The organism is Maribacter sp. UBA3344, from assembly GCF_002362375.1.
GTDB lineage: Bacteria > Bacteroidota > Bacteroidia > Flavobacteriales > Flavobacteriaceae > Maribacter > Maribacter dokdonensis.
In genome coordinates, this window is sequence record NZ_DERI01000018.1 from 105,320 (window position 1) to 117,319 (window position 12,000).

Below are 12,000 nucleotides of genomic sequence, written 5' to 3' on the forward strand. Positions count from 1 at the left end.
TTTTTAACGCTATGAGATTATCAAATTTAAATTTATTGACATGAAGGTAAAGTGTTTTTTAATTGTATTGTTTGCAATGGCTATAAACGTTTCTGCACAAGAAATTACGACGTTTACGGGCATATGGGGAATGGAGTATTATCAAGACGATAAGGAAATTACCAAGAAGGAAGTAATGGAATTATTTTCTAGTAATGATGAAATTTATAGCGACTGGAAAAAAGCTGACACAAAAAAGAGTATCGCTACCATTGCTTTAGTCGGAGAAATAGTTGGAGTAACCTGGGGCTCGGTAGAATTATTTAACAATGACCCTTTTGTAAGTGACAGGGATAAAGCGAGAAAGGCAATTGGACCATTGTTGGGTGGTATTGGCTCTGGTATAATTGCTATTATATTTTTGAATGGTTCTTATAAGGCAAGAAAACAAGCAATACTTGCTTATAATAAGCAATTTGATGATAAAACGGCTTTTAAACTTAGACCGGTATCTAATGAGAATGGACTAGGTATTGCACTTAGATGGTAAGAGGTTTAAAATTTTAACACAAAACCTCCACTTTTTGAGAAAGAAATTGATTTTTATAAAAAAATAATATCCAAAACAGCCATTTTTAAATATAATTACTACATTAGCCACAGATTACAAAAGTGATGACAAAACAATATTTCTGGAACGGTTTTTATTTTTACTTCTTTTTTAAGAGAGGTACGGGACTGTTGTAGTATATTTTAAATATAAAATAGAATCTAAGTTCCGATGTACATCGGAACTTTTTTTTTGAATAAAACGGAGCAAAAGTGAGTCTAAAAATAGCCATACAGGGAATAAAGGGCAGTAACCACCATCAAGTGGCAAAAGATTGTTATGGTGATGATATTGAGTTGGTAGAATGCCTTTCTTTTGATGTTCTGGTAGATAAGTTGTTAAACAAAGAAGCGGATCAGGGTGTTATGGCCATTGAAAATTCCATTGCAGGATCGATCATTCCTAATTATGCTTTGGTAAACCATAATGACCTACATATCATTGGGGAGTATTATTTAAACATCCATCACAACTTAATGGTATTAAAAGGCCAGAAAATTGAGGATATTACAGAAGTAAGTTCACACCCAATGGCACTATTGCAGTGTAAGGAATATTTTAGACAATATCCGCATATAAAATTGGTGGAAGACGTAGATACGGCAGAGACCGCAAAGCGAATTCAAAAAGAAAAACTTAAGCATGTAGCGGCTATTGCTCCTAACGTTGCAGCAGAATTATATGGGTTGGACATCGTAGCGAACGATATACAAACCATTCAAAATAATGCCACGCGTTTTATCATTGTAAAAACAAAAAATGATGCACTGCCAGAGGCAGAGATCAGTAAGGCGTCTTTACGGTTTTTAACCGACCATAAAAGGGGTAGTTTGGCGGCAGTGCTTAATGTTATGAGCGATTGTAGATTGAATTTAACCAAAATACAGTCGTTACCGGTGATAGAAACACCTTGGAAATATGCTTTTTTTGTTGATGTAACTTTTAATGATTATGCAGATTTTACGAAGGCTAAAAGTCTATTGAACATCATGGCGGAAGACTTTAAGATTTTGGGTGAATATAAAAATGTAAGACAATGATACGTACTGCCAAAAGGTTAGATACCATACAGGAATACTACTTCTCAAAAAAATTGAGAGAAGTTCGTGGTTTAATGGCACAAGGTAAACCTATCATTAATATGGGTATTGGTAGTCCTGATCTGGCTCCGTCCCAAGAGGTTTTAAAAGCCATACAAGCAGCAGTGTTAGAGAACGGTGCGCACCAATACCAAAGTTACCAAGGCTTGCCTCAGTTAAGAGATGCCATAGCCAATTTTTATAGGAATAAATTTGGTGTTACCGCAGACCCAAATACCGAAATTTTACCATTAATGGGGTCAAAAGAAGGTATAATGCATATAAGCCTGGCTTTTTTGAACGAGGGTGATGAGGTATTGATACCAAATCCCGGGTACCCAACATACACCTCTGTAACCAATTTGGTAGGGGCCGTGCCAAAATACTATGATTTAACCGCTGATAATGGTTGGTTTCCAGATTTGGAGGCATTGGCAAAGCAAGATTTATCAAAGGTAAAGTTAATGTGGTTAAGCTATCCTCATATGCCAACAGGTGCTACGGCAACCAAAGAGCAGTTTATAAAGATGGTGGCATTTGCCCAAGAGCATGATATTTTATTGGTGAACGATAATCCATATAGTTTTGTTTTAAATGACGAACCTGCCAGTATTTTAAGCTTGCCCAATGCAAAAAAGGTGTGTTTAGAATTGAATTCTTTGAGTAAAACGTTCAACATGGCCGGTTGGCGTGTAGGTTTTGTTTTGGGTAGCAATGAGCATATCAATGCTATTTTAAAGGTGAAGAGCAATATGGACTCCGGTATGTTCTACGGCATACAAAAAGGAGCAATTGCCGCCTTGAATAGCAGTGATGACTGGTTTAAGGAACTAAATGAAGTTTATGGTAAGCGAAGAGAATTGATCTATAAGTTGGTAGACAAGCTTGGCTGTTCATATGATCGTAACGCTGTAGGCATGTTCGTTTGGGCTAAATTGCCGGCAGGCAGTGTATCATCAGAAGAGTTCATAGATGATATTTTATATAAGAAAGATCTGTTTATTACGCCAGGAACCATTTTTGGGAGTAATGGTGAAGGCTATATTCGTTTTTCACTATGTATAACGGAGCATAAGATAGAAGAGGCAATTAAAAGATTTGAATAATAGGTCTTAAGACTAAAGCGTAGCTTTAAAATGAATGTATTTGTAATAGGTATCGGTTTAATAGGAGGTTCTTTGGCGAAAGACATAAAGTCGGCATTCGACAATGTTACCGTCTATGGCATAGAATCTAATGAAGCAAACTTAGCTGAAGCATTGTCTTTGGGTATTATAGATAAGAAAGCTACCTATCAAGATTTGCAATTGGCAGATATGGTCATTGTAAGTATACCGGTAGATGTTATGGTTACCGAGCTTCCTGTTATATTGAATGCCGTTCATGAAGATTGTGTTGTTTTTGATGTTGGGTCTACCAAATCCATGATTTGCAAGGTGTTGGAAAATCATCCTAAGAGAAGAAATTTTTTGGCATGCCATCCTATTGCCGGAACGGAGTTTTCGGGTCCGTCCGCAGCGATCAACAATTTATTCAAAGACAAAACAAATATTATTTGTGAGGTAGAATTAACGGCATTTAAGCTCCAAGAAAGAGCGTTAAAAGTTTTTCAAGCTATTGGCATGAGAATACGTTATATGAACCCTGTTGCTCATGATAAGCATATTGCATACGTATCGCATTTATCGCACATAAGTTCGTTCATGTTGGGTAAAACAGTGATCGAGAAAGAGAAGAACGAGCGTGATATTTTTGACATGGCCGGTAGTGGGTTTGAAAGCACGGTGCGTTTGGCAAAGAGTTCTCCTGCCATGTGGACACCTATTTTTAAACAGAATAAAGAGAATGTGGTGGAAACTTTGGAGGAGTACATTCAAAATCTAACCGCATTTAAGGAATTGTTGTTGAAAGATGATTATGAGGGCATTTATAATGAAATGAATAATACGAATAAGATTAAAGGAATATTAAAAAGAAATACCGTTAAACAAGAAATAGAATAAGTAAAAATGGAAAATTCAAAACAAATGAGAACATGGTTGGATGATTTAAACCTTGACCATCCACTAGTAATAGCAGGGCCATGTAGTGCGGAAACCGAGGAGCAAGTGTTAGGTATAGCACACTCCCTAAAAGATACCGATGTAAACTATTACAGAGCAGGTATATGGAAACCACGTACTCGCCCAGGAAATTTTGAAGGTGTAGGAGCTTTGGGGCTTAAGTGGCTTCAAAAGGTAAAGGCTGAAACAGGTATGAAAACGGCTACCGAGGTGGCTAACCGTGCTCATGTAGAATTAGCTTTAGAGCATGATATAGATTTATTATGGATAGGGGCACGATCAACTGTTAGTCCGTTCATCATGCAAGAATTGGCAGATGCACTTGAAGGTACGGATAAGATTGTATTGGTGAAGAATCCTGTAAATCCAGATTTAGCTTTATGGTTAGGCGGTATTGAAAGGCTACATACGGCAGGTATTAAAAAGTTGGGTGCAATTCATAGAGGATTCTCTACATATGAGAAAACCAAGTATAGAAATATACCGGAATGGCAAATGGCGATCGAATTTCAGAACAGATTTCCAGATTTACCTTTGATCAACGATCCATCCCATATCACAGGTAAAAGAGATATGATCTTTGATGTTTCTCAGACTGCTTTAGATTTGAATTTCGACGGATTAATGATCGAAACGCACCATGATCCTGATAATGCATGGAGTGATGCCGCTCAACAGGTAACTCCAGAGAAATTGGTTCAGATTATGAGAGACCTAAAAATTAGAAAAGAGAGCGATCCAGAGGCGGAATACAATTCTCAATTAAGTAACCTTAGAGCACAGATCGATGTTATTGATAACCAATTGATCGAGACTCTAGGTAAAAGAATGAAAGTTTCTGATAGTATAGGTGAACTTAAAAAGCAAAAGAACGTTGCCGTACTACAATCTAATAGATGGAACCAAATTCTAGGAGCAATGATTCTTGAAGGGGAAAGTAAGGGACTTAGTGAAGAATTTGTTCTTCGTATGTTCAAGGCTATTCACCAAGAGTCTATCAACCACCAAGAAAAGATAGTGAACGGTTAAGGTTTACATAACTTTATAAATACAAAACATCCGTAATATGCGGATGTTTTTTTATGCCTTAATTTTAATAAGTAAGAAAAATAATACATTTTAACAATATCCTTAATTATGAACCGTTAGGGGTCTAAAGAACCATTTTAACCAATCAAAAAGTATGAAGAAAGTAGTATTGTTTACGTTCATGTTAATGGCATCATTTGCTGCAAAAGCCCAATCGTATATAGGCTTTTTAACAGATAATTACAGTGGTGTCAATAGTGTGATCTCTAACCCTGCAAATATTGCAGATTCACGTTTTAAAACAGATATTAATTTAATAGGAGCTAGTGGTTTTTTAGCTAATGACTATGTAGGTGTTGGGTATTCTGATTTGGTTTCCAGTGATTTTGACTATGATACAGATGCATTATTGACCCTTTCGGATAACAATAGTTTTTCTGGTAACGTAGATGTGTTAGGTCCTTCGTTTATGTTTAATGTTGGTAGAAAATCTTCTATTGCCATATTTACAAGAGCAAGAAGTTTTGTGACAGGAAATGAATTTAATGGAGAAAGTATTGATGACCTTGACGATAGTATTGATGAAAGTCAAGACTTTTTGGTAAACGAAGGTGATTTCTTTGCCGCCGGTCATGGTTGGGCAGAAGTGGGGATCACGTATGCACAAGAATTAATGAATAAAGAGGAGCATTTCTTAAAAGGTGGTCTGTCATTTAAATATTTGAAAGGATTTGGTAATGCCTATGTGGCCGGTAGAAATGTAACTATTGATTATGATGCGGATGGCGCTACATTACCGGATAATTCTACTATTGGAACTTTATCATCTACAGGAGATTTAATTTATGGGCGTGCCGATCAGTATGATGTAGAAGACTACGATTATGAAGTGCCAGATGCAAACGGATTCGGGTTTGATCTAGGTTTCGTTTATGAATGGAGACCATATTATGAAGATTATGTGGTAACGGATGTTGATGGAGAAAAAACCGTCATGAAAGATAAAAATAAGTATAAACTAAAATTTGGCTTGTCACTTACTGATATTGGTGCTGTAAACTATAAAGGTAGTTTGGTAGATACCTATAATATCAATAATACCATTACACAAGACGATTATGATAATATAGAGGATTCAGATGATCTTCAAAATTTATATACGTTTACACAGACAACAGAAGATTTAAAGGCGGGTTTGCCAACTGCATTACATTTTAATGCAGATTGGAATATTAAAAATCATTTTTATTTGAATTTCAACACTGATATCTCTATGCGTTCTGCAGGTGAGAATAATTTACGAACTGCAAACGTATTATCATTGACTCCACGTTTTGAGAGTAAGTGGTTCAGCTTCTATTTGCCTGTAAGTAGCTATCAATATAGTGGTTTACAAGTAGGTGCAGGCTTACGTGCCGGTCCTCTTTATCTTGGGTCGGGATCATTGATCTCTACATTTACAAAAAATGAAATACAAGGAGCAGATGTATATGCAGGGTTGAAAATTCCGGTGTACTATGGTCAGCCAAAAGATTCAGATGGTGATGGTATTCCAAATAAAGAAGATGGTTGCCCAAAAAAGGCAGGACCAATAGAAAATAATGGTTGCCCATGGGGAGATACTGATGGCGATTCGGTATTGGATAATGAGGACCAATGTCCAGATGAGGCAGGTCCTGTAGAAAACAATGGTTGTCCTTGGGTAGATACGGATGGAGATACCTTGTTGGATAATGAAGATCAATGTGTAGATGTAGCCGGACCTGTAGAGAATAATGGTTGTCCTTGGCCAGATAGTGACGGAGATTCAGTTTTTGATAAAGATGATAATTGTCCTGATGAAATGGGTACGGTAGCGAATAACGGTTGTCCAGAACCGGTTGTTACGGCTGAGGTTCAAAAGTCATTGAACGAGTATGCAAAAACTATTTTGTTCAACACAGGAAAATCAACATTAAAGGATGAGTCAACACCGGTATTGGTTGATATCATCGGTATTTTAAACGAATATCCCAATGCAAATTTCACTATTGAAGGGCATACGGATAGTATAGGTTCAGAAGCTACCAATCAAAAATTATCGGAGAAAAGAGCTCAAGCTCTACAATTTTTAATAGATGGCGGTATTTCATCAGCAAGATTGACCGCTATTGGTTATGGGGAAAGTAAGCCAATTGCTACCAATATGTATAAAGACGGTAGACAGAAAAACAGACGTGTTGAGATTAACTTGGCACAGTAGCTATCCAAAGATTTAGTACTAAAAAAAGCCCGGTAAAACCGGGCTTTTTTTATGTATATTAGTGCTATCTTTTAAAGATATATCGGGTAATGAAAATACCTTGTCCGTCTGTGTTACCGGCATCAGCTTCTACACCACTGGTTACAAAAACAAGTTCCCATCCATTTTGTGCCATATCACTTAGTTTAGATGAAATAAGTGCATCGTTTGCCGCAATGTTCTGAAAGCGAATACCGGCCACATTATAGAAATTAAGCAATTTGGTCTCTTCAAAATCCTTTACGCGAATATCACTGCGTTTAGATTTATTTCTGGTATTATCTTCCTCGGTCTGTTCAGAGGTGAACTCCTTAAAATCTCGATCTGCATTGGCATCTATAATTCGTGATCTTCCTAGTCCGCTAGGTACTATAGATTCTACACTGGTAACAACTTTGTATTCCTGTGCTGTAGATGTAGTAATTGCAGTAAAGGCAAATAGGGCAAGTAAAATGATTTTTTTCATGATGATGGTTTTTTACATTGATTTAAAGATTGTACGGTGAAAATATAAGGTATAATTAAGAATGTAAAGAATACTACTTTATATCATTGTAAATTGATGTTTTACCAATATAATGGCTTAAAAAAAAGTCCCGATGCTTTTAGCATCGGGACTACCAATAAAATTATGTTTTGTTTCTATTGAATAGAGAAATCAAATACAGATTGGTTTTCTCTACCTTGTGGAACCTGACCTTGGTATATAAAGCAATATTCTCCTGGTTCTAACGTATCTGGAGTAACTTTGAACTTGTTACCTTCAATTTCTTCGATAGCAAAATTTAATGCATATTTTGGATCAATACCGCTGCTACTGGTGATCCAGCTACTTTTTCCGGTGATAACTTCTCTAAGGTTCTTTTTCTCTTTAACGGTAAGTTTTACCAAAACAAACTCATTAGGGTTACTTGCCATTCTAAACCACCAGTTAAAAATACCGGTATCTCCACCTTGGTTGTTCTGCATATTATCAACTTCTGTAACACTTGGGTCAAAGATGAACGTAAATTCTGGTCTGCTTTGGCGAATTACATTGTTGGATTGTGTTTTAGGTAACTGAGCCTTCTTTTTAGAATTGATCAATCCAGATACCAATTTCTGCGCCACTTGGTTAGAATTTGAACCAGAGAATACACTTGGTTGTATTAATTTATCTTCACCGCTAGCATCGGCATAGTAAATACCAGTTTTAGATTTTGTGTTTTGTTTTGATTTATCCATGATCAAGGATAATATTTCAGAAGAAACCCCTGCATTTTTCATAGCGCCTAGAGCGGAAATAGAAGCATCAAATTTAACATCCGAAGTGTTTATTTTATCTATGATCATATAATCGTCGAAACCTAGTTCAACCATTTGTACTACAGATTCGTTTGTAATAGTTTCTTGGGCAGTTCCAAAAGTTATGGCTGATAAAGCTAACATCAGCAATGATTTTTTGATGAATTTCATTTTCTTGATTTTGGTTGTTATTTAATGTTATAGTTCTAAATTCAAATTTATGTTAATTTTTATATTTAAAGCAGTTACTTTGTATAAATGGAAGGATTTTTGGGTAAATGGTAGGAATTGTTTATAAATCTACGGGTAGTTGGTACACTGTTAAGGCAGAAAATGGTGATTTCTATGAATGTAGAATAAAAGGTAAGTTTAGGATCAAGGGTATAAAAAGTACGAACCCTGTAGCGGTTGGTGATCAAGTACGCTTTGAGGTGGAGACTATTGGAGATGATACCAATGGTATTATCAATGAAATAGAAGATCGTAAAAATTATATAATTCGTAAATCTGTAAACCTGTCTAAACAGACACATATCATTGCTGCCAATTTGGATCAGGTTTTTTTATTGGTAACATTGAACAATCCGCCTACATACCCAGTTTTCATAGATCGATTTCTGATCACTGCAGAAGCCTATGAAATTCCGGTTGTTCTACTTTTCAATAAAGTAGATACTTATGCCCCGGAAGAATTAGATGAGATAAAGTTTTTGGCGGCCCTTTACCGCAATATTGGGTATACTTGTTTGGGTATTTCTGCGGCAACGGGCAAGAACGTTGATAAGGTGAAAGAAATGATGATCGGTAAAACATCAATGTTCTCGGGTCATTCTGGTGTTGGTAAATCTACCTTGGTCAATGCTTTGGAGCCAGAGTTGGATATTAAGACCAAACAAATTTCTCAACAACACGCACAAGGGCAACATACCACCACTTTTGCGGAAATGTTCGATCTTAGTTTTAATGCTCGCATTATTGATACCCCAGGTATTAAAGGTTTTGGTATTGTAGATATGGAAAAGGAGGAGATAGGCGATTATTTTCCAGAATTTTTTGAACTAAAGCAAGATTGTAAATTCAATAATTGTATTCATGTAGACGAGCCAAAATGTGCCGTTAAAGATTCCTTGGAAACTGGTGATATAGCTTGGAGCAGGTATAACAGTTATCTGCAGATGATCAAAGGAGAAGATGAGAATTATAGGGTAGATATACACGACGATAAAAAATGAAAACAGTAATACAACGTGTTGCCAAAGCTAGCGTAACGGTCAATGGCGAAAAGATAAGTGCTATTGACAATGGGCTTTTAATTTTAGTGGGTATAGAAAATGCAGATGCTCAAGATGATATTGATTGGCTTACGAACAAAATAGTAAACCTTCGTATTTTTAATGATGAAGATGGTATAATGAACAAATCGCTTGTAGATGTAAATGGTGATGTCATTGTGGTTAGCCAGTTTACTTTACATGCAAGTACTAAAAAAGGGAATCGACCTTCTTATATAAAAGCGGCAAGACCAGATGTTGCCATACCCCTGTATGAAGCCTTTATTACTACTTTGGAATCTAAATTGGGTAAGAAAGTCGGTACCGGAGAATTCGGTGCGGATATGAAGGTTGAATTATTGAATGATGGTCCTGTGACCATTTTAATGGATACTAAGGATAAAACTTAGAATTCAATAGATTTTCTGTATTTTTTGTAAGAAATCTACTGTTTTTGTCGTTAAGGTAAAAACCAGCCTACCAAATTATATGCGCTTATCTTTTTTAATACTAATGTTCGTGGTAACTCTTGCCATGAATGCACAAGAGTACAGTTTTGCGAAAATAGAGCCCTCCCTTTTAAAGAATGCAGATGCAGTTGTTCGCTTAGATGAAAGCACTGTTTTACTTAAATCTTCTGATTTTATGGAAGTTAAGTCTAAAAGGGTGGTCACCGTTTTGAATGAAAGTGGATCTAAACATATAAATGCGACAGTATTTTACGATAAAGAGAAATGGATAAAAAATCTTGAAGCCATAATACTTGATGCTAATGGTAAAGAAATAGAAAAGTTTAAAGAAAAAGATTTTATTGATCAAACGGCTACAGGTGAAGGAACTTTGTATTCTGACTCTAGAGTCAAATACCTAAAATACACACCTGTTAAATATCCATACACGGTTGTTTTAACCGAAAAATACACGACATCTGACACCGCATTTATACCACGTTGGTTTTTTCTGGACGGTTATAGGCTTAGTGTCGAAAAAAGTGAATTTAAGTTGAATTTACCTTCAACCATGAAATATAGGTATAAGGAGAATAACCTAGATTCTTTTAATGTGAAACGAACGGTAAATGAGTCTGGCGTAATGTATAGTGCCGTAAATTTAAAAGCGCTAGAGTCAGAAGATTTTGATCCTGAGTTTAGAGATTTTATACCTAATGTCCAATTCGCACTAGAAAATTTTCATTTAAAAGGGGTGGACGGTCATGCTACTTCATGGAAAGAATTCGGAGGTTGGATATACAATTCTCTATTAAAGGGTCGGGGAGAACTTAGTGCTGCAACCATTCAAAAAGTTCAAACTTTAGTAAGGGGGATAGATGACCCAAAAGAAAAGATAAAAATAGTATATCAATTTGTTCAAGATAACACCCGGTATATCAGTGTACAAATGGGTATAGGCGGTTGGGAGCCTATTAGTGCCATTGAAGTAGATAGAGTAAAGTATGGTGATTGTAAAGGTCTAACGAATTATACCATGGCATTGTTAAATGTTGTTGGTGTGGAATCTTATTACACCATAGTTTATGCCGACCGTAGTATGCGAAGTTTAGATGCTGATTTTCCTTCTTTACAAGGAAATCATGTATTCTTAAATGTGCCCTTGGAAGGTGGGGAATTGTGGTTGGAGTGCACTAGTCAAATTGTTCCCGCAAACTTTTTAGGAACTTTTACAGATAACAGAAATGTGTTAAAAGTTGGTCCAAATGGTGGTGAGATGGTAAAGTCCAGACAGTATTCGCCAGAACAAAGTAAGCAAATTACAAGCGCTAAAATTACAATTAGCGAAAGTGAGATTAAAGCGCAAGTTGAAATAAAAAGTACAGGGATACAGTATAACCAAAAATACGGGTTGTCAAGTGAAAGTAAAGAAGATGTAGAGAAATATTACAAAGACTATTGGGGCTATGTTAATGATGTTCATATTCTAAACCATAATATCTTAAATGACAGGGATAAAATTATCACAACAGAAAATGTTGATATTATAACATCTGGTTATTTGTCAAGGGCAGGTGACCGTCTACTTTTTGCGCCAAACATGCTAAATAGAAATGAATATGTTCCCAAAAGGAGTAAAGATAGAAAACGCGATGTTGTAATTAAAAGAGGGTATTTAGATGAAGATGAGTTCCTAATAGATTTACCGGACAACTACGGGTTAGAATCTGGTTTAACGGCAATAGACTTAAAAAATAATTTTGGAGAGTATTCAGTTAGTTTAACTAAGGTTTCAGAAAGTCAGTTCAAATACAAAAGAAGATTATTGATTAAACCTGGAGTTTTTTCAAAAACAACTTATAACGACTATCGTAATTTCAGAAAAGAAATAGCAAAATCAGATAAGAACAAGATTGTCCTACTGAAAAATAACACCAATTAAAACCATTCGATTT

At 35.9% G+C, this 12,000-nt stretch carries 11 protein-coding genes; 9 read left to right on the forward strand and 2 right to left on the reverse strand.

Annotated features, from left to right (window positions below):
- The first annotated feature begins 40 nt into the window (after positions 1 to 40).
- The 6 genes from B2Z27_RS12945 to B2Z27_RS12970 all read left to right on the forward strand — a co-directional run bounded on the left by B2Z27_RS12945 (position 41) and on the right by B2Z27_RS12970 (position 7,002).
- On the forward strand, positions 41 to 529 hold the full coding sequence (locus tag B2Z27_RS12945; protein WP_286813956.1) for a hypothetical protein: 489 nt from the start codon (positions 41 to 43) through the stop codon (positions 527 to 529).
- Between the two features lie 272 nt (positions 530 to 801).
- Positions 802 to 1,629 (forward strand): prephenate dehydratase, encoded by an 828-nt coding sequence (locus tag B2Z27_RS12950; RefSeq protein WP_286813957.1) that lies wholly within the window; start codon positions 802 to 804, stop codon positions 1,627 to 1,629.
- The gene (locus tag B2Z27_RS12955) at positions 1,626 to 2,774 is read left to right on the forward strand and encodes a pyridoxal phosphate-dependent aminotransferase (protein ID WP_286813958.1); all 1,149 of its coding nucleotides are present in this window, start codon (positions 1,626 to 1,628) and stop codon (positions 2,772 to 2,774) included. Before B2Z27_RS12950 ends, B2Z27_RS12955 begins: the two co-directional genes overlap by 4 nt.
- Positions 2,775 to 2,804: 30 nt before the next feature.
- Positions 2,805 to 3,671 carry a prephenate dehydrogenase gene (locus B2Z27_RS12960; RefSeq protein ID WP_074669866.1) on the forward strand — a complete coding sequence of 289 codons (867 nt, stop codon included), beginning with the start codon at positions 2,805 to 2,807 and terminating at the stop codon, positions 3,669 to 3,671.
- Positions 3,672 to 3,677: 6 nt separating this feature from the next.
- Positions 3,678 to 4,760 (forward strand): bifunctional 3-deoxy-7-phosphoheptulonate synthase/chorismate mutase type II, encoded by a 1,083-nt coding sequence (locus B2Z27_RS12965; protein WP_071340176.1) that lies wholly within the window; start codon positions 3,678 to 3,680, stop codon positions 4,758 to 4,760.
- 154 nt (positions 4,761 to 4,914) lie between these two features.
- Complete coding sequence (locus B2Z27_RS12970) at positions 4,915 to 7,002, forward strand: DUF5723 family protein (protein ID WP_286813959.1); 2,088 nt, start codon at positions 4,915 to 4,917, stop codon at positions 7,000 to 7,002.
- Positions 7,003 to 7,066: 64 nt separating this feature from the next.
- On the opposite strand, the gene B2Z27_RS12975 is transcribed toward B2Z27_RS12970, so the two are convergent.
- The gene (locus B2Z27_RS12975; RefSeq protein ID WP_058105333.1) at positions 7,067 to 7,507 is read right to left on the reverse strand and encodes a hypothetical protein; all 441 of its coding nucleotides are present in this window, start codon (positions 7,505 to 7,507) and stop codon (positions 7,067 to 7,069) included.
- Positions 7,508 to 7,683: 176 nt separating this feature from the next.
- On the reverse strand, positions 7,684 to 8,496 hold the full coding sequence (locus B2Z27_RS12980) for a hypothetical protein (protein WP_058105334.1): 813 nt from the start codon (positions 8,494 to 8,496) through the stop codon (positions 7,684 to 7,686).
- Positions 8,497 to 8,603: 107 nt separating this feature from the next.
- Here B2Z27_RS12980 and rsgA point away from each other — a divergent pair, with 107 nt between their 5' ends.
- From rsgA to B2Z27_RS12995, 3 genes are all read left to right on the forward strand, one after another.
- Positions 8,604 to 9,557, forward strand: coding sequence for a ribosome small subunit-dependent GTPase A (gene rsgA, locus B2Z27_RS12985; RefSeq protein ID WP_286813960.1), 954 nt, complete (start codon positions 8,604 to 8,606; stop codon positions 9,555 to 9,557).
- On the forward strand, positions 9,554 to 10,006 hold the full coding sequence (dtd, locus tag B2Z27_RS12990) for a D-aminoacyl-tRNA deacylase (RefSeq protein ID WP_286813961.1): 453 nt from the start codon (positions 9,554 to 9,556) through the stop codon (positions 10,004 to 10,006). Before rsgA ends, dtd begins: the two co-directional genes overlap by 4 nt.
- A gap of 79 nt (positions 10,007 to 10,085) precedes the next feature.
- Entirely contained in the window at positions 10,086 to 11,987 is a 1,902-nt protein-coding gene (locus tag B2Z27_RS12995) for a DUF3857 domain-containing protein (RefSeq protein WP_286813962.1), read from the forward strand.
- Positions 11,988 to 12,000 lie beyond the last annotated feature (13 nt).

What these genes read in the sequence shown, in the direction of transcription:
- B2Z27_RS12945 (WP_286813956.1), top strand. Translation starts at nt 41, where the DNA reads ATGAAGGTAAAGTGTTTTTTAATTGTATTGTTTGCAATGGCTATAAAC.
- B2Z27_RS12955 (WP_286813958.1), top strand. Translation starts at nt 1,626, where the DNA reads ATGATACGTACTGCCAAAAGGTTAGATACCATACAGGAATACTACTTC.
- B2Z27_RS12960 (WP_074669866.1), top strand. Translation starts at nt 2,805, where the DNA reads ATGAATGTATTTGTAATAGGTATCGGTTTAATAGGAGGTTCTTTGGCG.
- B2Z27_RS12965 (WP_071340176.1), top strand. Translation starts at nt 3,678, where the DNA reads ATGGAAAATTCAAAACAAATGAGAACATGGTTGGATGATTTAAACCTT.
- B2Z27_RS12970 (WP_286813959.1), top strand. Translation starts at nt 4,915, where the DNA reads ATGAAGAAAGTAGTATTGTTTACGTTCATGTTAATGGCATCATTTGCT.
- B2Z27_RS12975 (WP_058105333.1), bottom strand. Translation starts at nt 7,507, where the DNA reads ATGAAAAAAATCATTTTACTTGCCCTATTTGCCTTTACTGCAATTACT.
- B2Z27_RS12980 (WP_058105334.1), bottom strand. Translation starts at nt 8,496, where the DNA reads ATGAAATTCATCAAAAAATCATTGCTGATGTTAGCTTTATCAGCCATA.
- rsgA (WP_286813960.1), top strand. Translation starts at nt 8,604, where the DNA reads ATGGTAGGAATTGTTTATAAATCTACGGGTAGTTGGTACACTGTTAAG.
- dtd (WP_286813961.1), top strand. Translation starts at nt 9,554, where the DNA reads ATGAAAACAGTAATACAACGTGTTGCCAAAGCTAGCGTAACGGTCAAT.
- B2Z27_RS12995 (WP_286813962.1), top strand. Translation starts at nt 10,086, where the DNA reads ATGCGCTTATCTTTTTTAATACTAATGTTCGTGGTAACTCTTGCCATG.